This window comes from Aeromonas sp. QDB68 (assembly GCF_027707405.1).
Classification (GTDB): domain Bacteria; phylum Pseudomonadota; class Gammaproteobacteria; order Enterobacterales; family Aeromonadaceae; genus Aeromonas; species Aeromonas caviae.
In genome coordinates this window covers 55,085-77,668 of the sequence record NZ_JAPCIQ010000002.1, presented here as the reverse complement: position 1 = coordinate 77,668, position 22,584 = coordinate 55,085, and the positions used below count along the sequence as shown (strand labels likewise).

Sequence of the window (22,584 nt, the reverse complement as noted above, 5' to 3'; positions counted from 1 at the left end):
GGTTGCTAGAGTGCAAGGGGTGAAAGATGCCCCCGAGTTGGCAGTGAAATGGATCTTTTCGGCGAAAAAGACCATCTCCAAGTTGAAATTTTGCCCTGCTCGGGAAAGAATGCGCGCTCGGTTGTTGGTCCCCGGTGACGGGCCCACAAGAGACCGATGATGAGCAGGGCAAAGGCCCACAGGAACAGGAAACCATACAGGAATTTTATGAATCCCCTTCGCATTGCCGCTTCGGCTCTTTTATGTACGCTGGCGCTGGTCAGCCAGCAGGCCGCCGCCGTTGAATACCCGCTGCCTGCAGCCAACAGCCGCCTGATCGGTGAGAACCAGGAATACGTGGTGCCCGCAGACAACCGTCCGCTGGAGCAGATCGCCTCCGACTTCCAGCTGGGTCTGACCAACATCATGGAAGCCAACCCGGGCGTCGACCCCTACTTGCCCAAGGCGGGCAGCACGCTGATCATTCCCCATCAGCTGATCCTGCCCAACGCTCCCCGCGAAGGGATCGTCATCAACGTGGCGGAGATGCGTCTCTACTACTACCCGAAGGGCAAGAACGTGGTGCATGTGCTGCCCATCGGCATCGGCCAGCTCGGGGTCAACACCCCGGAGAACTGGATCACCAAGGTTGAGCGCAAGCGTGCCAACCCGACCTGGACCCCGACCGAGAATATCCGTCGCCGCTACGCCGCCCAGGGCAAGACCCTGCCCGCGGTCTGGCCGGCCGGCCCGGACAACCCCATGGGCCTGCACGCGCTCTACATCGGCAACCTGTACGCCATCCACGGCACCAACGCCACCTTCGGCATCGGTTTGCGGGTGAGCAGCGGCTGCGTGCGCCTGCGCGCCGACGACATCAAGTACCTGTTCGATCACGTGCCGGTCGGCACCCGCGTCCAGTTCGTCAACCAGCCGGTCAAGACCACGGTCGAGCCGGATGGCGGTCGCTACATGGAAGTGCACGAGCCGCTGTCGCGCACCGAGGAAGAGTTCAACTCCACCGCCTCCGTGCCGCTGCCCATGACCCCGGCTACCACCCGCTTCATCGCCCATGCTGACAGCGATTCCAACGTGGTCAAGCAGGTGCTGGAACAGCGTACCGGCATCCCGACCCGCCTCAATCCAGAGGCGTAATGGCCGGCAAGTGCAGTTAAACAACAACGGCGACCATCAGGTCGCCGTTGTTGTTTCTGTGTATCCGGACGTCAGCTGGCTGGTGGGGCATAGAGGGCCAGCCAGTTGCCTTCGGTATCCTCGATGATGACCCGGGAGCCATGACCGCTGCCGATGCTGTGCAGAGGCTCCAGCACCCGCCCGCCGAGCCGGGGGACCAGCAGCTCCGCCTCCTGCAGCCTGTCACCGAGGGAGAGATAGATGAGGGGACCGGCACCGCCGGGCTGGTGATATTTGTCCATGGGGCCGAGACAGGCCGCCGCGTTGCTGCCGTCGTGGCGCAGCATGGCAAAGCGCATGGTCTCTTCCTGGATGGGGGTGACCTGCACATCGAGCAGGGCCGAGTAAAAGTCCATGGCGCGATCCAGATCCCGTGTCGGAATATCGGCCCAGACCAGGGTGTTGTCCATCGTCGTATTCTCCAGAGTTCCCGGCCAACGCGGTCGGTGGCTCTTTGAGGTTAGAAGTGGCTGTCGGGGGGCGCCATGGATAAAAAAAGCGGCGCCTGATGGCGCCGCTTGAAGGGGGAGGAGCCGAGTAAGGCTCCCCCTCTTATTTGCCGGCAATGCTGAGCCCGCCAAAGCGGATCAGCGGGGCATAGAAGTCCTTGCCATCGTCGTGATGCAGCTGGTTGCCGACCGCTTCCAGCTCCCCGAGCAGACGATAGAAGTTGCCCGCCACCGTGATGCCGCGTACCGGTGCCACGCGCTCGCCATTTCGGCAGAGGAAGCCGGAGGCGCCGAACGAGAAGTCGCCGCTCACCGCATCGGCCCCGGAGTGCAGGCCGTCCAGCTTGACCAGCTCCAGGTACTCACCGCTTTGTACCTCGGCCTCGCCGTGGGGGCCGAGCCCGAACACCAGGTGACGAGGGGCCACGTCCAGGGCACTGCGGGCACTGCGGGCGGCTGCACCGTTGCTTGTCACGCCGAAGTGGCGGGCGGTGGCGCTGTTGTGCAGCAGGGTCTTGAGCTCCCCCTCGCCGATGAGCAGGAGATCCGAAGTGGCGGCCCCTTCGCCGTCAAACGCCTTGATCTTCATGCCCCCCGGCATATAGGCACGACTCTCCAGGGTGAGCCAGCGAGAAGCCACGCTTTGGCCCAGCTTGTCGCGCCAGGGGTTGATCCCCTGCTGGGCCCACTTGCCAGACAGTGCGGACTGGAAGCAGCCAAACAGGCTGGCAAAGCAGTGGGTGCTGAAGATGACGCTGTAGCGACCGCTCGGCACCGCCTCACCCATCAGCAGGCCATCGGCCACGGCGTGGATCTGGCGGATGAGAGGCTGGCTCTCCAACTCGTCGAAGCGTCGTGCGTACTGTCCCTGGTAGTGCATGGACTGGCGGCCCTCTCGCTCGATGAGAGCGGAGCTGTGGCAGCCGACGCTGAATTCCTGATGTTCGCAGAGGCTGCCCTGGCTGTTGGCAAGCCAGAGGCGGCTCTCCCCCTCGAAGAAGCCGTTGTAGGGGGCGCCGGTCACGTCCGGCAGGGCCAGCATGTCGGACTCGAGGCGCAGGGTCAGGGCGATCTTCTCTTCCACCGCCGTGGTGTCGGCCTGATGTATCTCGGCGCAGTCGGTGATGAGCCGGCTCTGCTGCACTGTGATGCGCTGATCCGGGTCCACCTTGGCGAAGCGGCCGGCATCCAGCGCATCCTGCACCATGGCGTCCAGGGCCGACGCGTCGAGGGACTCGGAATAGGCGATGCCGACCCGGCCTTCCTTGATGAGGCGAATGCCGATCTGCTGGCTGCTGGTGACCTTGTATTCACTGAGTTCGCCCTTGTCGGCCTTGAGGGAGAAGGCCTTCTCCTGATTGGCGATGACGTCTGCCTCGGCACCCAGATCGGCGACCTGCTCCAGCAGACGGGCAAGCAGTTGGTTCATGTCGAGTTGGCTCATCAGGCGTTCCCTCCGACCAGGATATTGTCAACCTTGAGCGGCGGCTGGCCGACTGAAACGCGAATGAGGCGGGAGATGGAACCGCATAGAGTGTCATGGATGTTCATCAGGCGTTCCCTCCGACCAGAATGCTGTCAACCTTGAGCGGCGGCTGGCCGACCGAGGCGGGAATGGATCCGGAGACCGAGCCGCACATGCCGGCGGAGAGGGCCAGATCGCGCCCCACCATGGAGATCTCCTTCAATACCTGCGGGCCGGTGCCGATCAGGGTGGCCGACTTGAGGGGCCGGGTGATCCTGCCCCCCTCGATGAGGTAGGCCTCCTGCACGTTGAAGTTGAACTCGCCGGTACCGGGCTGCACAGAGCCACCCCCCATCCGCTTGGCATAGATGCCGTGCTCCACGGTTGCCAGCATGTCGTCGAGGCTGTAGTTGCCCGGTTCGATATAGGTGTTGCGCATGCGGGAGGCGGGGGCGAACTTGTAGGATTCCCGGCGCCCGGAACCGGTGCGGGCGTAGCCGGTGCGAAGGGCCCCCATTCTGTCCACTAGGAAGCCGGTCAGCACGCCGTCCTTGATGAGCTGGGTGTGCTGGGTCGCCATCCCCTCGTCATCGACGTTGATGGAGCCCCAGGCGTTGCCCTGCAAGCCCTCGTCCACCGCGCTGACCGCGGGGTTGGCGATGAGCTGGCCCATCTTGTCGTGGAACACGGATGCCTTTTTGGCTACCGAGGTGGTCTCCAGCAGGTGACCGCACGCCTCGTGGAAGATGACGCCGCCAAAGCCGCTCTCCATGATGACCGGCAGCTTGCCGCTCGGGCAGGGGGCGGCGCCCAGCTTCACCAGTGCCTGGCGGGTAGCGGTGAGAGCCAGCTCGCGGGGATCGATGCTCTCGGCATGCTCCCATCCCTTCATGGCACCGGGGGCTTCATAGCCTACACTCTGCTCGCCCCCGTCAAGGGCGATGGTCTGAGCCATGATGCGGTTGTAGTGGCGGCGATCGCTCACCTGCACCCCTTCGCTGTTGAAGATCTCCACCTCCTGCTCCCAGCCGAGCACGTTGCCCGAGAACTGGCTCACCTTGTCGCTCTCGGCGCGGGCCGCAGCGTCCATGGCATGCAGGTAGGCGATCTTCTGCTCCAGCAGCTTGTCGGCCGACAGCGGCAGAGCGATCGGGTTGCGGTCGGTCAGGCGGGTGAAGTCAAAGGCAGTGGCGGTGACCACGGGGTCACGCCTGTCCTTGGCCGCCAGCAGGGTAACGATGCGCAAGAGCTCGTTGCGATCGGCCAGGTTGGTGTAGCCGTAGAGCACCTTGTGGCCGTAGCACAGGCGAACGCCGATACCGAAGTCGAGACCACCGCTGATGTTCTCTATCTGGCTGGAGAGCAGGCTGAGCTGGCTGCGGCGCTTGTGCTCCACAAACAGCTCGGCGAAATCGGCACCCAGCGCCAGCGCGTGATCGAGCACGTCGCGTGCGATGGCGGGGGCCAACAGGGAGAATGAAGTCATAGAATATCCTTTTCTGGTCTGTCCGTTTGCTTCCGACACCCGGCGTTGTGTTGTTATGGGGTGTCGACCTCATTGTTGCAGACCAGAAGCAAAAAGTCGCTATAGCGTCAGCCGATGATACCAAACGAGAAAATCGGTGCGATTTATGCGCCCGGCAGCCCGAGCGCAGGCTACCGGCAGGGGAGGTTGGCGCCGCTCATGGCGCTCGTTTTATATGAGGTTGACCCACTGCTCGATACGGGGTCGGTCTGGTCGTCCAATGGCTGGCGTCGTCGAACATCCAGGCGATCAGGGTCAGAGCAGTTCGTGGATCTCGCTCAGGATCTGGTCGACCCACTGCTCGATACGGGGTCGGTCTGGTCGCCCATTGGCCGGTGTCGTCGAACATCCAGGCGATAAAGGTCAGAGCAGTTCGTGGATCTCGCTCAGGATCTGGTTGACCCACTGCTCGATACGGGGTCGATCTGGTCGCCCATTGGCTGGCGTCGTCGAACATCCAGGCGATCAGGATCAGAGCAGTTCGTGGATCTCGCTCAGGATCTGGTCGACCCACTGCTCGATGCGGGGTCGGTCTGGTCGTCCATTGGCTGGCGTCGTCGAACATCCAGACGGCCAGGGTCAGAGCAGTTCGTGGATCTCGCTCAGGATCTGGTCGACCCACTGCTCGATGCGGGACTCGGTCTGGTCGTACTGGTTGGCGTCATCGAGGGCCAGCCCGACGAAGTGACGGCCATCGTCGATGAGCGCCTTGGAGGCGTCAAACTCGTACCCCTCGTTGGGCCAGTAGCCCACCAGCTTGACTCCCTTGGGGACCAGCTGATCGTGCAGCAGGCCGAGGGCATCCTGATACCACTCCCCATAGCCCAGCTGATCGCCCATGCCAAACAGGGCGATGATGCGTCCCTCCAGATGCAGGTCGGCGATGTCTTCCCAGCGGGATTCCCAGTCCTCCTGCAGCTCGCCGAAGTCCCAGGTGGAGATGCCCAGGATCAGGATGTCGTACTCCTGCATGCGGGCGAGGGGCACATCCTTGATGTTGTGGAGATCGACCAGCTCGGGGCCGATGAGGGCGCGGATCTTCTCGGCGGCCATCTCGGTGTAGCAGGTGGTGGAGCCATAAAACAAACCTATCTTCATCGCTCTTCTCTTGATCGCAGTCGGCAAGGGGCGTGACCGGCACAGCGGCGCCCGGGGGGAGGGCGCCAGTCTAGCAGATTGCGCCGGGCTCTTCACCGCCTGAGAGGATGTGCAGCCTTGCCTTGCGGCCCGGGTGGGTCGGCACGTTACAATGGCGACCTGTTTCCCTGAGCGCGGCGCACCATGAGCAAAGCAGAATCCCATCCCCTGATCGAGCCGTTTCTCGACGCCCTCTGGCTGGAGCGGGGGCTTTCCGACAACACGGTCAGCTCCTATCGCAGCGACCTGGAAAAATTTGCCCTCTGGCTCGATGAGCAAGGCGGTTCCCTGCTGCTGGCGGGGCTGGACGACATCCAGCACTACCTCGCCTGGCGGGTGGACCATCAGTTCGCGGCCAGCAGTACGGCCCGTTTCCTCTCGGCCCTGCGCCGCTTCTACCAGTATCTCAATCGCGAGAAGCTGCGCAGCGACGATCCCACCGTGCTGCTGGAGGGGCCAAAGCTCCCCAAAAAGCTGCCATCGGATCTGAGCGAAGCCGAGGTGGAGGCGCTGCTGCAAGCCCCCCTGGTGGACGATCCGCTGGAGCTGCGGGACAAGGCAATGCTCGAGCTGCTCTACGCCACCGGGCTGCGGGTGTCCGAGCTGGTGGGGCTGACCGCCGAACACGTCAGCCTGCGCCAGGGGCTGGTGCGGGTGGTGGGCAAGGGCAACAAGGAGCGCCTGGTCCCCATGGGGGAGGAGGCGGTGCACTGGCTGGAGCGCTACTACCGGGAGGCGCGTACCCTGCTCCTCGGCGGCACCAGCTCGGACGTGGTGTTCCCCTCCAAGCAGGCGCGCATGATGACCCGTCAGACCTTCTGGCACCGCATCAAGCTCTATGCCCAGCGCGCCGGCATCCAGGGCGAGCTCTCCCCCCACACCCTGCGTCACGCCTTCGCCACCCACCTGCTCAATCACGGCGCCGATCTGCGAGTGGTGCAGATGCTGCTGGGCCACGCGGATCTCTCCACAACCCAGATCTATACCCACGTGGCCAACGAGCGGCTCAAGGCACTGCACGGCCAGCACCACCCCAGAGCCTGATCGCCTCACCTGCCTTGCAACAAAAAACCGCCCGAAGGCGGTTTTTTTTCAGCACACGACAGGGAGGAAACGGTTATTTCCCCTGCTGGGATTTCAGCAAGTCGCGGATCTCGGTCAGCAGCTCCTGATCCTTGGTGGGGCCGGCCGGGGCAGCGGCTTCCTCTTCCTGCTTCTTCTTCAGGGTGTTGATGGCCTTGAGCCCCATGAAGATGGCGAAGGAGATGATCAGGAAGTCGATACAGGTCTGGATGAACTTGCCGTAGGCGATGACCACGGCAGGGGCATCCCCTTCGGCGGCCTTCAGGGTCACGGCGAGATCGCTGAAATCCACGCCCCCCAGGATCAGCCCGATGGGGGGCATGATCACGTCTCCCACGAAGGAGGAGACAATCTTGCCAAAGGCGGCACCTATGATGATACCGACAGCCATGTCGATCACATTGCCCCTGGATGCAAAGGCCTTGAACTCTTGAATCAGACTCATTTTTCCCCCTAGAAATGGACGAAGTGCCACCTGAGCGCACGTCGATTTGAATAATAAAACATCAGCAAAACAGAGGGATGACTAAAGATGTCTCCCGTCGTCCTGATTAGCTTGCGGGGCTCAAGCCCGATTGGCAACCTGTCATCCCGTGATTTTTTCTTGCGGACGTTATTAATCAATCACTAATTAAGGTCTTTGGGAGAGGGAATTGTCTGGGTTACCTTATGAGACCCTTCAATCATGCCAAGTGAATGAGCTGATGCGATATTTACTGCTGGGAATGATGCTGCTGTGCGCTTTTGCGGCCAGCGCGGGGATGGACCCCCATGTGTTGAAACAGACCATAGAGCAGCGCCTCGGTGTGCAGGTCTACCTGGTGGACGAGACCCCCATGCCGGGCCTCTATCTGCTGGGCACGGCCCAGGGACTGCTCTACAGCGATGCCAGGGGAGACTATGTGCTGCAGGGCTCCATGCTGGATCTGGCCCACGACATGAGAAACCTCACCCGGCTCAGCCAGCAGCAGCAACGCAGGCTGGCGCTCTCCCAGATAGGGGAGGCCCGGCTCTGGCTCAAGGCGCCGAACGAGCGCTACCGGGTGACCCTGTTTACCGATCTCGGCTGCCGCCGCTGTCACGCCGTGCTGGACGAGTTGCCGCAATTGCAGGAAAGAGGGGTGAGCGTGCAGTTGCTGCCCCTGGCTGCCCCCTTCGTCGAGCTGGCCGAGACGCAGGCGCTCTGGTGCGATCCCAGGCTGCTGCGCGAACTCAACTTCAGCGATCGTTTGCCTGAGAGCGGCTGTAATGCGATCCTTGCCCATCATATCGGCCTGAGCCAATGGCTCGGGATCAAGGCGTCACCGAGCTGGGTCCTGCCCAATGGCGACTTGGTGCGCGGTTACCAGAGCCCCGAACAACTGCTCAAGATACTGGATCACATCAATGCCCCTGCAAATCCGTCGTCGTCCGCGAGTTGATGATTCCCATCTGCCCGCCACCCTGCACCCGCTACTTCGCCAGATCTTCGCCAGCCGCGGGGTAGAAGATCCCGCTCTGCTGGAGCGCAGCGCCAACCAGCTGCTGCCGCCCCAGCGTCTGTTCGGCATGGCGCAGGCGGTGCCGCTGCTGGCCGAGGCGCTTACGGCGCAAAAACGCATTCTCATCGTCGGTGACTTTGACTGCGACGGCGCCACCAGCTCGGCCCTGTGCGTGCTGGCCTTGCGCGCCATGGGGGGGCACCACATCGATTTTCTGGTGCCCAACCGCTTCGAGTTCGGCTATGGCCTCACCCCGGAGATCGTCGAGCTGGCGGTGGCCCGCGGCGCCGAGTTCCTGATCACGGTGGACAACGGCATCTCCAGCATCGCCGGGGTGGCGGCGGCCAAGGCGGCCGGCATGCAGGTACTGGTTACCGATCACCATTTGCCCGGCCAGGAGCTGCCTGACGCCGACGCGATAGTGAACCCCAACCAGCATGGCTGCGACTTCCCCTCCAAGTCCCTGGCCGGGGTCGGGGTCGCCTTCTATCTGATGGCGGCTCTCAACACCCATTTGCGCCAGAGCGGCTGGTATGAGCGCCAGGGGCTGCGCGCCCCCAACGTGGCAGATTACCTGGATCTGGTGGCCCTCGGCACCGTGGCCGACGTGGTGGCGCTGGATGGCAACAACCGCATCCTGGTCCATCAGGGGTTGCAGCGGATCCGGGCCGGCCGTTGTCGCCCCGGCATCCAGGCGCTGGTGGATGTGTCGGGCCGCGACGGTCGTCGCCTGTGCGCTGCCGATCTCGGCTTTGCGCTGGGGCCGCGCCTCAACGCGGTGGGCCGGCTCGATGACATGTCCCTCGGGGTCGCCTGTCTGCTCTGTGACGACATCAACCTGGCGCGCCAGTTCGCCTCCGAAATGGACAGCCTCAACCAGGAGCGCAAGGAGATCGAGCAGGGGATGCAGCAGGAGGCGCTCGCCACTTTGGAGCAGATCCGTTTTCGCGACGGCGAGGTGCCCTCCGGCATCGTGCTGCACCGAAACGAGTGGCATCAGGGGGTGGTGGGGCTGGTGGCCTCCAAGGTGAAGGAGAAGTACTACCGCCCGGTCATCGCCTTTGCCGAGAGCAGCGAGACCGAGCTCAAGGGCTCCGGGCGCTCCATCCCGGGGGTGCACCTGCGCGATGCGCTGGAACTGCTCGATACCCGCCACCCCGGCTTGATGGGCAAGTTTGGCGGCCACGCCATGGCGGCCGGGTTGACCCTGCCCAAGGCCAATATCGAGGCCTTCGGGCGGGCTTTTGAGGCGGTCATCGGCGAGCTGGTGACCCCTGAGCTCTTGACCGGGGTGCTGCTCACCGATGGCGAACTGCTGCCGGACGAGCTCACCCTCGAGCTGGCGGAGCTTATTCGCGCCTCCGGCCCCTGGGGTCAGGCCTTCCCCGAGCCGCTGTTTGACGGCGAGTTCGTGCTGGTGCAGCAGCGGCTGGTGGGGGAGAAGCACCTCAAGATGATGCTGACCACGGATTCCGGCCACGCGGTGGATGCCATCGCCTTTGGCGTCGACTTGCAGCGCTGGCCCGATGCTTCGGTGAAGCGGGTGCGGCTGGTCTACCGGCTCGACGTCAACGAGTGGCGTGGCAACCGCAGCGTGCAGTTGTTGGTGGAGCATCTGGAAGCCGCCGGCCTCTGATCCCGCGAGTCTCTCTTGCTGTCGATGACGGCCACCTCAGGGTGGCCGTTTTTTTATGGTGTTAACCCGGATGTTGTCGTTGACCCGTCTATTGCTTCACAGTTTAAGCTTCCCTTCATCGGGTCACGGACCCCACTGCGAGTCGCTGTCATGAAAATATCCGAACTGGCCCGGCGCTGCGGCCTGGCCCGCTCTACCCTGCTCTATTACGAGAAGCTGGGGGTGATTACGGGCACGAGGGGCGCCAACGGCTATCGCCACTACGACGATGACGATCTGCAGCGGCTGCGGATGGTACAGGCCCTGCAGGCAGGTGGTCTCAGCCTCAAGCAGTGCCTCGCCTGTCTGGCTGGCGAGATAGATCAGGCGGCATTGCAGGCCCGGGTCAGGGAGCTGGATGAAGAGCTGGCGCGGATGCAACGCGCCCGGGATCTGCTGGCGGATCTCGCCGGTTTGCGTGCGCACTCCGGCGACGAGTTCAAGGCCTGGCAGCGGCAACTGCAGCATCAAGCCCCGCAGGCTTACTTTGCCTGGGTGATGAAGCAGGGATTCAGTGAAAAAGCGCGTTACCACCTGCAGTGGCTCAGCAAAGACATGAATGAACATGAGCGCTACATCCGGGATTTCAAGCTGCTGCTGGATGGCATGAGCTATTGGGGGCCGGGCGATAGCCTCTTCACCCAGCAGCAATTTGCCGCGCTGCCCAGCCAGCCTCGCCGGATCTTCGACATGGGCTGCGGGCGCGGCTCCGCCACCCTGGCGCTGGCACAGGTGACGGACGCCACCATAGTGGCCATCGATCTGGACGAGGAGGCGCTGGCCGCCGTGGCGAGATCGGCCAGCGCGGCTGGCTTTGAGCAGGTCACCACCCTGTGCGCCAACATGGCGGCGCTGCCGGCGGACCTGGTCCCCGCCGATCTCATCTGGGCCGAGGGGAGCGCCTACACCATAGGGGTGGCCAATGCGCTCAAAGCCTGGCGGGCGTACCTTGCCGATCCTGATGCCTGCCTGGTGCTGAGCGACCTGGTGTGGCTGACTGACACGCCCCCAGAGGAGGCGCTGGCGTTCTGGCAGCGAGATTATCCCGCCATGCAGACCCTGGCGGGCCTGCTCAAAACGGTGCAGGAGGCGGGTTATCGCTGTCTGTGGCACACCCCGTTGCCGCCAAGGGCCTGGGACAACTATCTGGATCCCATCGAGCGCAATCTGGCGCGCCACAGTGCCGAGCTGGGGGATAGCCCAGCTTGGCAGGATCTGAGCCGGGAAGTGGCCATTCACCGCCAATACCTGGGCAGCTATGGCTATGTGATCTGCTGCCTGCAGGCAGTCTGATCAGGTCATCCATTGCAAGATAACAAACGGTGAAAACCTTATGAATATTCTCATTCGACCTGAAACGGGCGCCGATCACGACGCCATTGAAGCGCTGACCGTGGCCGCGTTCCTCAATGCCCCCCATACCGATCACAACGAACAGCTGATCGTGCGTGACCTGCGCCAGGCCGGGGCACTCAGCCTGTCGCTGGTGGCGGAGCAGGCGGGGCGGGTGGTCGGCCACCTCTGCTTCTCGCCGGTCACCATCAGCGATGGCAGCCCGCACTGGTATGGCCTTGGCCCCATTTCCGTCTCCCCTGCGCTTCAGGGCAGGGGGCTGGGGTCACGGCTGATGGACGCGGGTCTGGCCGAGCTCAAGGGGATAGGGGCGGCCGGCTGCGTGGTGCTGGGGGATCCCGGCTTCTACGGCCGTTTCGGTTTCGTGCCCGAGCCGGGGTTGACGCTGCCCGGCGTGCCAGCCGAGTACTTCATGGCCCGCTCGTTCGGTGCTGCCATGCCCAGTGGCGAAGTGTGTTACCACCCGGCCTTCCAGCAGGGGTAAGCCCTCACCTTGAGGAAGATGAAAGCCGCTTTCTCAAGGTGGTGCAACCTTGCCGGTTTTAGGGAATGGGGCGGTGTTTAATATCGCTCCTGTTAATATCTCATGGTGGAAAATGCAATAAGTGACGGTATTGTGATATATTCCACCTGTAATTTTTCTTGACGGACAGCCCCCTTGTCATCCTCTCGCCGCCCCTCGTCATGGCCGATGGTGCTTGCCATCGCCTGCCTTCTCTGGCTTGCCGCTGCGGCGGCGGCAGGGGTCGTTGCAACTAAGGGAATGGAGACGCAAGGGCAGGAGCGGCCGATGCTGTTCCATGAGCCAGCGAACCCGGGGCTTGCCGACAACGTCAGCCTGCCGCCCGCCTCCCAGTGGCGGCTCGGTTTCGAGCAGGGACGGCGACTGGAAGGGGCCGCTCATGCCGAGCTCTACCAGATGCTGCTGGCCTGGTTCCAGCACGAGATCCTCGGCCTGCTCTGTGGCCTGCTGTTCTTCCTGCCCCTCATCTACCTCAGGCAGCGGCCCGACTACTTCGGCGCTCTGCACACACGGCGGCTTCGCTGCCACCACCTGCAATATCGCTTCTGCCAGGGCGACTAGGTTCACCAGCCGGGCGCCTGCCCGTTTGATCCCCGTCATTGAGTACCGCTGACCGGGCTGCTCGGCAGTCTGGCGGCTGCCGTGGTCATTACCGGGTGCTGCGCCAGCTCTCTCTGTAAACGTCATCTTCGCGACTGGCCGTTGGCCGGGCGCGGACGTGCTCTTATTGCAACCAAGTGGTGAACTCATTCATGGACTATTACGTCAATCTCTTCATCCAGTCGATCTTTGTGGAAAACCTGGCGCTGGCCTTCTTCCTTGGCATGTGCACCTTCCTGGCCGTTTCCAAGAACATCAACACCGCCTTCGGTTTGGGCATGACGGTGCTGGTGGTCATGGTAATCGCCATCCCCCTCAACAACCTGATCTACCGCCATATCCTGCGTCCCGAGAGTACCTTCCTCGGGGAGTTTGATCTGGGCTTTCTCGATTTCATCGTCTATATCGGGGTGCTGGCGGCCCTGGTGCAGGTGATGGAGATGGTGCTGGACAAACATTTCCCGGCGCTCCATCACGCGCTCGGTATCTATCTGCCGCTGCTGACGGTGCACTGCGCCATCTTCGGCGGGGTGATGTTCATGGCCCAGCGGGATTACGACTTCATCGAATCCGTGGTCTACGGGGCGGGCTCAGGGCTGGGCTGGCTGCTGGCCATCGTCGCCATTGCGGGGTTGCGCCAGAAGATGAAGTATTCGGATGTGCCAGAGGGGCTACGGGGGATCGGCATTACCTTCATCGTGGCCGGGCTGATGTCCCTCGGCTTCATGTCTTTTTCCGGCATCTCGCTCTGAGCCATGGGCCGGGTGGTGGCCCAATGAAGGTGCTCAATCCAGACGCTTTGCCATGTTGTAGCCGGTGATGGTGAAGCCCAGCGCCTGATAGAGCGCCAGTGCCCTCGGGTTGTCATGGGCCACCCTCAGCTTGATCTGGTGGATGCCTAGGGGGGCGAGCTGCGCTTCCAGGGCGGCCATGGCTGCCTTGCCGAGGCCGCGACCACGATGGGGCGGTGTCACATAGAAGTCGTAGATGAAGGTGGTGCCGGCGGCGCCGTCGATGGCGTGCCAGAGATAGCCCAGAGGCTCGCCCGGCGCGTTCGAGGCTTCAGGTACCATGGCGAGCAGGTGATGACCCGGGGTGGCGACACCCAGTGGCAGGAGCTGCTGCAACGAGGCGTCGGCCTGACGGTGGGCGTCAGGCAGCGCCATCCCGTGGTTGCTGGCAAGATCCTGGGCGTAATCCTCGATGAAGTAGTCGCGATAGGCGGGAAAGTCTGCGTCACGCAGGGGGATCAGGCGAACGGTGAGAGTCGGCATCCGGCACAGCACTCCAGAGAAGGGGAGTGGCCACGTTACGCCAGAACGGCGCCAATCACAAAGGGACAACCGCTGCCTGCGCGGTGACGGCGATAAAAAAAAGAGCGCCCAGAGGCGCTCTTTTTTCTGCCAGCAGGAAAAGAGGCTTATTTGACCTCTTCCCCCTTGGCTTGCAGGTCTGCGTGGTAGGAGGAACGCACGAAGGGACCGCAGGCGGCGTGGCTGAAGCCGAGATCCATGGCCACATCCTTGAGTTCGTCGAACTCTGCGGGCGGCACATAACGCTTCACCGGCAGGTGGTGGCGGCTCGGTTGCAGGTACTGGCCCAGGGTCAGCATGTTGACGCCGTGCTCGCGCAAGTCCTTGAGTACCTGCACGATCTCTTCGTTGGTTTCGCCCAGACCCATCATGACGCCGGACTTGGTCGGCACGTGGGGGTGCATCTCCTTGATGCGGCGCAGCAGCTCCAGCGACCACTTGTAGTCGGCACCCGGCCGGGCGACCCGGTACATGCGCGGGGCGGTTTCCAGGTTGTGGTTGAACACGTCAGGCGGGGTCTCGCGGAACACCTCCAGCGCCTGCTCCATCCGGCCACGGAAGTCCGGGGTCAGGATCTCGATGCGGGTCTGCGGGCTGTGCTCGCGGATCTGCTTGATGCAGTCGGCGAAGTGCTGGGCACCGCCGTCCCGCAGATCGTCGCGGTCCACCGAGGTGATCACCACGTATTTGAGCCCCATCTCCTTGATGGTCAGCGCCAGCTTCTTCGGCTCCTCCGGATCCAGCGGCAACGGACGGCCGTGGGCCACGTCGCAGAAGGGGCAGCGGCGGGTACAGATGGCGCCCATGATCATGAAGGTCGCGGTGCCGTGGTTGAAGCACTCCGCCAGGTTGGGGCAGGAAGCCTCTTCACACACAGAGTGCAGCTTGTTTTTGCGCAGGGTGCTCTTGATGTGCTCGATCTTCTGGCTCGACGGCGGCAGCTTGATCCGCATCCACTCCGGCTTGCGCAGCACTTCCTCGTTGGGATCCGGCATGAATTTCACCGGGATCAGGGCCATCTTGTCGCCATCGCGCAGCTTGACGCCCGGCTCCATACGAACGGGTTTGCTCATGATTCACTCTCGGTGTTTGTTATTGTCTGGTTGACGGTCACCAGAGGCCTTGCGGCTCCCTCGTGACCACGGGGCATGGGGTTGCTCATGCCGCCTCTTCGGTATTCGTGATCTCTTGGTAGCCAATCAGGCGGGCCAGCTCCGTCACCAGCAGGGACTGTGCCTCGGCGACGCTCTGTGGGCCGCCCAGGGCGCTGGTCTGGGTCATGGCCATGCCCGCATAGCCGCACGGATTGATGCGCAGGAAGGGAGTCATGTCCATGTTGACGTTGAGGGCCAACCCGTGGAACGAGCACCCCTTGCGAATGCGCAAGCCCAGGGACGCCAGCTTGGCCTCCATACCCAGATCGCTCTTCACGTAGACGCCCGGGGCATCGGCCTTGGCGTAGGCCTCAATATTGCTTTTGGCGAGCGTGTTGATGATGGCGGTTTCGAGGCAGGTCACCAGCTCCCGTACCGAGAGCTTGCTGCGGCGCACATCCACCAGCACGTAGAGCACCAGCTGGCCCGGGCCGTGATAGGTCACCTGGCCACCGCGATCACTCTGCACCACCGGGATGTTGCCGGGGGCGAGCAGGTGTTCGGCCTTGCCGGCCTGACCCTGTGTGTAGACGGGGTCATGCTCCACCACCCAGAACTCGTCCGGGGTGTCGGGGGTGCGATTGTCGGTGAACGCCTTCATGGCGTCCCACACCGGCTGGTAGGGGCGACGGCCCAGCTGTCTGACGAGCAGTTGGCCGGCTGACGGTTGTGGCTCGGCGGGCGTTTCGAGTGACATCTTTCCTCACTGGCGGCGCGGTGTCGGTACGGTCGCCGCTGCGACCGGGCGGCAAATAATCAGTCGCCCCGGTGGCGGGGCGAGAGAGGCAACTTACAGGACGTAACGAACCAGCTCGATCTTGCCAAGGGCGGTATACATGGCCTCGATGTGTTCCTTGCTCTGGGCGGTGACCGTCACCCGTACCGAGTGATAGTTGCCCTTGGAGCTAGGTTGAACGGTCGGGCTGTAGGTGCCGGGAGCATGTTGCTGCAGCACTTCCACCACCATGTCGGGCAGGGCGGGATCGGCCACGCCAAGCACCTTGAACGGGAACTTGCAGGGGAACTCCAGCAGTTCATCAAACTTGGTATTCATCTACTTCACCTTTCTGGGTCGCCGGGACGCGACGTCATCTTTACGTCTTTGAGGGCCGCCGAAACGGTCCCCTCATCTGCCCCCAGGGGACAGTTCCCAGTCTATATGGGCATGAGCCGCCTCGGGATCAAGACCCGGCGGTGCGGCAAGACGTGGAAATGCTGCTTTTTACCACAAATCGTCAGTCGGCGGAACCTGCAGATTACAGGGTTATTGACTGGACAGACCGCAAAAGACAGGAGCGGCGCCTGTTGGCGCCGCTGCTTGAGGAAGGGTCTGTTACTTGAACCAGCTGGAGACCAGCATCACCAGGTAATCCCACAGGCGGCTCATCAGGCCACCTTCCTGCACCTCTTCCAGGGCAACCAGGGGAACCTGCTTGATCTCCTTGTCCCCTTGCTTGAGGTACACGGTGCCGACGCGCTGGCCCTTGGCCAGGGGCGCCTTCAGCTCGCTCTCCAGCTGGAAGTCCGCCTTGAGGTTGTTGCCCTGGCCACGGGTGACCAGCACGGAGACGTCCTTGTCGACCCCCAGCTTCACTTCCGGCTTGTCGCCCATCCAGATCTTCTGGGTGACCAGTTCGGTGCCCGCCTTGTAGGGGGTCAGGCTCTGGAAGAAGCGGAAGCCGTAGGTGAGCAGCTTCTTGCTCTCGGCAGCGCGGGAGGCCTCGCTGTTGGCCCCCATGACCACGGCGATCAGGCGCATGCCTTCGTTGTTGGTGGCGGAAGAGACCAGGTTGTAGCCGACCTGGCTGACGTGACCTGTCTTGATGCCGTCAACCTGCAGGGATTGGTCCCACAGCAGGCGGTTGCGGTTGTGCTGGGTGATGCCGTTGAACACGAAGGACTTCTGGGAGTAGATCTTGTACTCCTCCGGCTGATCGTGGATCAGGGCCTGACCCAGGCGGGCCATGTCGCGGGCGGTACTGTAGTGGCCCTCTTCATCCAGGCCGTGGGGGTTCTTGAACTGGGAGTCCTTCATGCCGAGCTTGGCGGCCCAGGCGTTCATCAGGCTGGCGAAGGAGTCGGTGCTGCCTGCCAGGTGCTCGGCCATGGCGACGCAGGCGTCGTTGCCGGACTGGATGATGATGCCCTTGTTGAGATCATCGACGGAGACCTGCTTGCCCACCTCGATGAACATCTTGGAGGAGTCGGAGTAGTTCTTGGACCAGGCGTTCTGGCTGATGGTCACCATGTCGGTGCCCTTGATGTTCCCTTTGTGCAGCTCGTCGCCGACGATGTAGGAGGTCATCATCTTGGTCAGGCTGGCGGGGGGCAGACGCTCGTCGGCGTTCTGCTCGGCCAGCACCTGGCCCGAGAAGTAGTCGATCAGGATGTGGGCCTTGGCGGAGATCTCGGGCGCGGCAGGCACCACCATGGGGGCGCTGTTCAAAGTGGGGACCGGCTGGGCACTCGGCAGGGCCGAATCCGGGGTCGGAACAGGCTGGTTGGCCTGAGCGGTGGCGCTTAACAGGGAGGCCAGAATAACGGAGCGGGCAAATTTGGACATCTTGAAATTCCTGGTGCCTGGATGGGATGTACCCAAGTTGAAAAAAAGCGGGCCCCACTATACCAGATGTGCGTGTCGGTCATAGTCCGAGATGCGACCTGGACGGGATTTTATGGGATGGTCCCCGACCTCGCGTCGTATCCCGGCGCGAGGTCGGGGCGGGTATCAGGGCACGATGAAGGCCTGCTCCAACCCACCCTGGCGGATCTGCTCGAGCAGAGGGGCCTGCTTGTCGCTGGCCACGGGTCCGAGCAGGACGCGGAAGACGGCGCCATGTGCCACCACCTGGTACGGCACGCCATAGCGCTGGGTCATCACCTTGCCCATGGCCTCGGCCCGCGCCTGCGAGCCGCTGGCGAGCACCTGGATCATCTTGCCCTGGGTCGCACCGGCCTTGGGGGGGGAGACGGTGGTGGTTGCCGTGGCGGCAGGAGCAGGCGCGGCCTTGGCCGGTGCCGTGGGGGCCGGCGTCTCGTTCGCGAAGGAATTGGCTGCTGGCGCCGCAGGCTCCATGGGCGTCATCGGGGTCATGGGCACCATCTCTACCATCTGATCCGGCTGATCGGTGATGAGTTCGAGGCGCACCCGGGCCTCACCCCCTTCCACCATCTCCAGCTGCGCGGCGGCGGCGTGGGAGAGATCGATGAGGCGATCGCTGCCGAAGGGGCCGCGATCATTGACGCGAACTATGGTCTCCAGACCGTTGTCCAGATTGGTGACCCGCACGTAGCTTGGCAGGGGCAGGTTGCGGTGGGCGGCGCTGAACAGGGTGCTGTCCTGCACGTCACCGTTGGCAGTCTTGTTGCCGTCCAGATCCCGGGAGAGCCAACTGGCAGTGCCTTCCTCGCTGTAGTGCTTGACGTCGCGCCACACCTCAAACTTCTGCTTGCCGATCCAGTAGTCCCGGTTGCCGCTCTCGCTCATGGGTTCGGGGCGGGGAATGGCGCCGGTCGCCTGGGGAATCTCGATGACCTGGGGCTTCTCCTGGGGGATGGGCTCTGGCGGCAGCGGCTGGGGCTCGGGTTGGCTGCTACAGGCGGCCAGCAACAAGGTCAGGCTGAGGGGAAGAAGTTTGTGGCTGTAATGCATAAGCGTCCTGGATTGCTTGACTGAGTTGATGCACCGCCATCGCATAGAGAGGGCTGCGATTGTAGCGGGTGATCACGTAAAAATTGTGGCGCGCGACCCAGTATTCCGGTCCTTCGGCCTGCTCCATCGCCAGCAGTTTTACCGGCGTCTCGGGTGACGGCGGTGTGGCGACTTCTATGCCCGCAGCGGCCAGCTCTGCCCAGCGGTGTCTTAGCTCGGGCTCGGGTGCAAGCAGGGTACCTACTGGCGCCAATCCGATCAAGGCGGGCTCCACCACCGGCTCGCCCCAGCGCCAGTGGTGCAGGGCGAAGTAGTTGGCCACGCTGCCGATGGCATCTGCCGGGTTGGCGAAGAGATCCCGCTTGCCGTCTCCGTCGAAGTCGACCGCGTAGTGGCGGTAGCTGGAGGGCATGAACTGGCCCATGCCCATGGCGCCGGCATAGGAGCCCTTGAGATTGGTGAGCGGCCACTTCTCTTCCCGGGCAAGCAGCACCAGCTGGGCAAACTCCTTGGCGAAGAAATCCGCCCGTTCTGGGTAGTGGAATCCCAGGGTGTAAAGGCTGTCGAGCACCGGATGGCGGCCCATCTGTCGACCGTAAAAGGTCTCGATGCCGATGATGGCGACGATGAGGGAGGCGGGGACCTGGTAGGTCTGCTCGGCCCGTGCCAGGGTGGCGGCATGGCGCTGCCAGAATCCCACTCCGTCCCGGATGCGCTCCGGGGTGACGAACAGCGGCCTGTAGCGGTGCCAGGGCTTGGCTTCCCAGGGGCGGCGGATGGTGTCCAGTACCTCCTGGCGCAGGCTGGCCTGGGCGGCGGCGGCCTGCAACTCTGCCAGCGGCACCTGCTGCTGCTCGGCCAGCAGGCTGAGCCGGGCCGGCGAGACGGCAGCACCCGCCGTCAGGGTGCACAGAGATAGAGCCAGCCAGCCGAGCCGCATCAGGCGAGCAGCCGCCTGTGGGTCTGGATGGACATCAGAACGCCGAAGCCCGCCATCAGGGTCACCATGGAGGTGCCGCCGTAGCTCACCAGTGGCAGGGGAACTCCTACCACTGGCAGGATGCCGCTTACCATGCCCATGTTGACGAACACATAGACGAAGAAGGTCAGGGTCAGGGCGCCCCCCAGCAGGCGTTCGAAGCTGTTCTGGGCCTGCATGGAGATAAACAGGCAGCGGCTGATGATGTAGAGGTAGATGACCAGCAAGAGGGCCACTCCCACCAGACCGAACTCCTCGCTGAAGACGGCGAAGATGAAGTCGGTGTGGCGCTCTGGCAGGAATTCGAGCTGGGACTGGGTACCTTGCAGCCACCCCTTGCCGAACACGCCGCCGGAGCCGATCGCAATCTTGGACTGGATGATGTGATAGCCGCGACCGAGCGGGTCCTTCTCCGGGTCCAGCAGCATCAGCACCCGCTGGCGCTGGTAGTCGTGCATCAGGAAGAACCAGAGTACCGGCATGAAGGCGCAGATGAGCAAGACCGCGAGCCCGATGAGCCACCAGCTGATCCCCGCCAGGAAGATGACGAAGAAGCCGGAAGCGGCCACCAGGATGGAGGTGCCGAGATCGGGTTGGGCCGCGATCAGCAGGGTGGGCAGCAGCACCATCACCAGGGCGATCATCACATGGCTGAACTTTGGCGGCAGGGAGTGCCGGCTGAGCCAGGCGGCCACCATGATGGGCATGGAGAGTTTCATCACCTCGGAGGGCTGGAACTTCATGAAGCCGAGATCGAGCCAGCGCTGGGCCCCCTTTCCGATATGGCCGAACACGTCCACCGCGATGAGCAGCAGCACCACCACCGCAAACAGGGGCACCGACCAGCGGGCATAGAGGGAGGGCGGCAGCTGGGCCATGCCGATCATCAGACCGAAGGCCAGGGCGCCGCGCACCAGCTGGCGCACGATGGAGTCGAGATCCTGGCCCGAGGCGGAGTAGAGCACCACCATGGAGAGGGCCATCAGGGTCAGCAGGCCGAGCAGCAGCGGCAGGTCGATGTGCAGCTTGTACCAGATGCTCTGCTGGCGGGCAGAATTACTCATTGGGAAACGACCTCACTCGGTTGGGACGGCTTTTCCGGTGCCGGTGGCAACTGGGGTTCCGGCGGCAGCAGATAGGCATCCAGCATGTGGCGGGCGACCGGTGCCGCCATGGCGCTGCCGCCCCCGGCGTTCTCCAGCACCAGGGCGACCACCGCCTTGGGTGCCTCGAAGGGAGCGAAGGCGACGAACAGGGCGTTGTCGCGGTGCTCCACCTTGGTGGTGGCCGCGTTGTAGACCTGGTTCTCTTTCAGGCCCACCACCTGGGCGGTGCCAGACTTGCCCGCCGCCTTGTAGGGGGTATTGGCGAAGGCGCGGCGCCCCGTCCCTTCGTGGCCGTTGATGACGCGCCACATGCCGTCCTTGGCCACCTGCCAGTAGGTATCGCTCTTGGCGGCGATGGCCACGTTCGGGTTGATGGGGGCGTTGACCACGCCATCGGAGGAGGCTGTGCTCTTGAGCAGGTGCGGCGTCACGTCGTGACCGTTCTGGGTCAGGATGCTGATGGCCTTGGCGAGCTGGATCGGGGTGGCGCTCCAGTAGCCCTGGCCGATGCCGATGGAGATGGTGTCCCCCTGGTACCAGGGTTGACGCCAGCGGGCCATCTTCCAGTCCCGGGAGGGCATGACGCCCCGGGTCTCTTCATAGAGGTCCACGCCGCTGTACTGGCCGAAGCCGAACTTGGTCATGTAGCTGTTGATCTTGTCGATGCCGACCCGGTAGGCGAGATCGTAGAAATAGGTATCCGCCGAGACCTCGATGGCGCGATAGACGTCGAGCCAGCCGTGGCCCCAGCGGCGCCAGTCCCGGAACTTCTTGGTGGTGCCCGGGATGGAGAAGCTGGGCCCGCCGAAGTAGCGGTAATTGGGGGTGATCGCCCCCTCATTGAGCCCCATCACCGCCATCATGGGCTTGACGGTGGAGGCGGGGGCATAGATGCCCTGGGTGGTGCGGTTGACCAGCGGCCGGGCGGGATCGTTGAGCAGCGCCGAGTAGTTGGCGCTGGAGATGCCGGTCACGAACAGGTTGGGGTCGTAGCTCGGGCTCGACTCCATGGCCAGGATGGCGCCGGTGTTGGGCTCCATCATCACGATGGCGCCCCGGCGGCCGGCCAGCAGCTCCTGGGCTTTCAACTGCAGGCGGATGTCGATGTTGAGGTAGATGTCCTTGCCGGGCTCGGGGGGCTGGAATTTCAGGGTGCGCACCACCCGGCCGCGGTTGTTCACCTCGACCTCCTGATAACCCGCCACGCCGTGCAGCTGATCCTCGTAGTACTTCTCTACCCCCTGTTTGCCGATGTCCTTGGTGGCGGCATAGTTGGCGAGCTTCTCCTCCTTCTCGAGGCGCTCCACGTCACGGGTGTTGATCTTGGCCACGTAGCCCAGGGCATGGGTCAGGGTATCGCCGAACGGGTAGTAGCGCTTGAGGTAGGCCTCGATGCTGGCCCCCGGGTAGTTGTGCTGGTTGACCGAGAAGAGGGCGACCTGGTATTCGGTCAGCTTCTCGAACAGGGGCACGGGCTTGAAGCGGCGCTGACGTTTGACCTCGGCCAGGAACTTCTCCTTGGTCCCCTCCGGCAGGGCCAGCAGGGTGATGAGGTCGTCCGCGGTCTTCTCCAGGTTCTCGGTCTCTTCGGGCACGATCTCCAGGCTGTAGACAGGGCGGTTTTCCGCCAGCAGGACACCGTTGGCGTCGTAGATGAGGCCACGGGGCGGCGCCACCGGTACCACACGGATGCGGTTGTCGTTGGATCGGGTCTGATAAGTTTCGTAAGACTCTACTTGCAGGTAGTAGAGGTTAGCCAGCAGCACCAGCATGAGGGTGACCATGCCGATGTAGGCGACCAGGGTGCGCCGGAAGAACAGACGTCCCTCGGCACTGTGATCGCGCATTTCAATGCGATTCTTCAGCATGCCGTTACCTTGTGGCTGACGTGCGGGTGAGAGAGGAGAAATGCATGC

At 63.4% G+C, this 22,584-nt stretch carries 22 protein-coding genes and 1 pseudogene; 8 read left to right on the top strand and 15 right to left on the bottom strand.

Annotated features, from left to right (window positions below; genetic code table 11):
- The first annotated feature begins 207 nt into the window (after positions 1-207).
- Positions 208-1,134, top strand: a complete 927-nt coding sequence (locus PG892_RS01040) for a L,D-transpeptidase family protein (RefSeq protein ID WP_010673738.1) — start codon at positions 208-210, stop codon at positions 1,132-1,134.
- Positions 1,135-1,205: 71 nt separating this feature from the next.
- Here the strand turns inward: PG892_RS01040 and PG892_RS01035 are convergent, their stop codons facing one another.
- The 5 genes and pseudogenes from PG892_RS01035 to fldB form a co-directional block, all read right to left on the bottom strand.
- Complete coding sequence (locus PG892_RS01035; protein ID WP_010673739.1) at positions 1,206-1,583, bottom strand: VOC family protein; 378 nt, start codon at positions 1,581-1,583, stop codon at positions 1,206-1,208.
- 142 nt (positions 1,584-1,725) lie between these two features.
- On the bottom strand, positions 1,726-3,066 hold the full coding sequence (locus PG892_RS01030; protein WP_010673740.1) for a TldD/PmbA family protein: 1,341 nt from the start codon (positions 3,064-3,066) through the stop codon (positions 1,726-1,728).
- Positions 3,066-3,155, bottom strand: a pseudogene (locus PG892_RS22615) (TldD protein); the annotation flags it as partial. The pseudogene PG892_RS22615 and the gene PG892_RS01030, both read right to left, overlap by 1 nt.
- Positions 3,156-3,172: 17 nt before the next feature.
- Positions 3,173-4,573 (bottom strand): TldD/PmbA family protein, encoded by a 1,401-nt coding sequence (locus tag PG892_RS01025; protein ID WP_010673742.1) that lies wholly within the window; start codon positions 4,571-4,573, stop codon positions 3,173-3,175.
- Positions 4,574-5,191: 618 nt separating this feature from the next.
- Complete coding sequence (gene fldB, locus PG892_RS01020) at positions 5,192-5,710, bottom strand: flavodoxin FldB (protein WP_041212516.1); 519 nt, start codon at positions 5,708-5,710, stop codon at positions 5,192-5,194.
- Between the two features lie 183 nt (positions 5,711-5,893).
- On the opposite strand from fldB, the gene xerD reads away from it, so the two are divergent.
- A complete protein-coding gene (xerD, locus tag PG892_RS01015; protein ID WP_010673745.1) occupies positions 5,894-6,793 on the top strand; it encodes a site-specific tyrosine recombinase XerD in 900 nt (299 codons plus the stop codon).
- A gap of 73 nt (positions 6,794-6,866) precedes the next feature.
- On the opposite strand, the gene mscL is transcribed toward xerD, so the two are convergent.
- Complete coding sequence (gene mscL, locus PG892_RS01010; RefSeq protein ID WP_010673746.1) at positions 6,867-7,277, bottom strand: large-conductance mechanosensitive channel protein MscL; 411 nt, start codon at positions 7,275-7,277, stop codon at positions 6,867-6,869.
- Positions 7,278-7,536: 259 nt separating this feature from the next.
- Here mscL and PG892_RS01005 point away from each other — a divergent pair, with 259 nt between their 5' ends.
- From PG892_RS01005 to nqrE, 6 genes are all read left to right on the top strand, one after another.
- On the top strand, positions 7,537-8,253 hold the full coding sequence (locus PG892_RS01005) for a DsbC family protein (protein WP_029314092.1): 717 nt from the start codon (positions 7,537-7,539) through the stop codon (positions 8,251-8,253).
- The gene (recJ, locus tag PG892_RS01000) at positions 8,219-9,949 is read left to right on the top strand and encodes a single-stranded-DNA-specific exonuclease RecJ (protein WP_010673748.1); all 1,731 of its coding nucleotides are present in this window, start codon (positions 8,219-8,221) and stop codon (positions 9,947-9,949) included. Before PG892_RS01005 ends, recJ begins: the two co-directional genes overlap by 35 nt.
- 150 nt (positions 9,950-10,099) lie before the next feature.
- Complete coding sequence (locus PG892_RS00995; RefSeq protein WP_010673749.1) at positions 10,100-11,281, top strand: MerR family transcriptional regulator; 1,182 nt, start codon at positions 10,100-10,102, stop codon at positions 11,279-11,281.
- Between the two features lie 40 nt (positions 11,282-11,321).
- Positions 11,322-11,825, top strand: a complete 504-nt coding sequence (locus PG892_RS00990; protein WP_010673750.1) for a GNAT family N-acetyltransferase — start codon at positions 11,322-11,324, stop codon at positions 11,823-11,825.
- 306 nt (positions 11,826-12,131) lie between these two features.
- A complete protein-coding gene (locus PG892_RS00985; RefSeq protein WP_010673751.1) occupies positions 12,132-12,425 on the top strand; it encodes a hypothetical protein in 294 nt (97 codons plus the stop codon).
- Between the two features lie 191 nt (positions 12,426-12,616).
- Complete coding sequence (gene nqrE, locus PG892_RS00980) at positions 12,617-13,216, top strand: NADH:ubiquinone reductase (Na(+)-transporting) subunit E (RefSeq protein WP_010673752.1); 600 nt, start codon at positions 12,617-12,619, stop codon at positions 13,214-13,216.
- A 33-nt stretch (positions 13,217-13,249) separates the two neighbouring features.
- Here nqrE and PG892_RS00975 read toward each other — a convergent pair whose 3' ends face one another.
- The 9 genes from PG892_RS00975 to mrdA form a co-directional block, all read right to left on the bottom strand.
- Positions 13,250-13,738 (bottom strand): GNAT family N-acetyltransferase, encoded by a 489-nt coding sequence (locus PG892_RS00975; protein WP_010673753.1) that lies wholly within the window; start codon positions 13,736-13,738, stop codon positions 13,250-13,252.
- Between the two features lie 146 nt (positions 13,739-13,884).
- Positions 13,885-14,850 carry a lipoyl synthase gene (gene lipA, locus PG892_RS00970; RefSeq protein WP_010673754.1) on the bottom strand — a complete coding sequence of 322 codons (966 nt, stop codon included), beginning with the start codon at positions 14,848-14,850 and terminating at the stop codon, positions 13,885-13,887.
- Between the two features lie 85 nt (positions 14,851-14,935).
- Positions 14,936-15,628, bottom strand: coding sequence for a lipoyl(octanoyl) transferase LipB (gene lipB, locus PG892_RS00965; RefSeq protein WP_010673755.1), 693 nt, complete (start codon positions 15,626-15,628; stop codon positions 14,936-14,938).
- Between the two features lie 93 nt (positions 15,629-15,721).
- Entirely contained in the window at positions 15,722-15,985 is a 264-nt protein-coding gene (gene ybeD, locus PG892_RS00960; RefSeq protein ID WP_010673756.1) for a DUF493 family protein YbeD, read from the bottom strand.
- Positions 15,986-16,264: 279 nt separating this feature from the next.
- Positions 16,265-17,494: a D-alanyl-D-alanine carboxypeptidase family protein gene (locus PG892_RS00955; protein ID WP_010673757.1), complete on the bottom strand. Its 1,230-nt coding sequence runs from the start codon at positions 17,492-17,494 to the stop codon at positions 16,265-16,267.
- A gap of 165 nt (positions 17,495-17,659) precedes the next feature.
- Entirely contained in the window at positions 17,660-18,583 is a 924-nt protein-coding gene (locus PG892_RS00950; RefSeq protein ID WP_029314093.1) for a septal ring lytic transglycosylase RlpA family protein, read from the bottom strand.
- Positions 18,525-19,523, bottom strand: coding sequence for a lytic murein transglycosylase B (gene mltB / locus PG892_RS00945; RefSeq protein ID WP_010673759.1), 999 nt, complete (start codon positions 19,521-19,523; stop codon positions 18,525-18,527). Before mltB ends, PG892_RS00950 begins: the two co-directional genes overlap by 59 nt.
- The gene (gene rodA / locus PG892_RS00940) at positions 19,523-20,626 is read right to left on the bottom strand and encodes a rod shape-determining protein RodA (protein WP_010673760.1); all 1,104 of its coding nucleotides are present in this window, start codon (positions 20,624-20,626) and stop codon (positions 19,523-19,525) included. Before rodA ends, mltB begins: the two co-directional genes overlap by 1 nt.
- Positions 20,623-22,536, bottom strand: coding sequence for a penicillin-binding protein 2 (gene mrdA / locus PG892_RS00935; RefSeq protein ID WP_010673761.1), 1,914 nt, complete (start codon positions 22,534-22,536; stop codon positions 20,623-20,625). Before mrdA ends, rodA begins: the two co-directional genes overlap by 4 nt.
- Positions 22,537-22,584 lie beyond the last annotated feature (48 nt).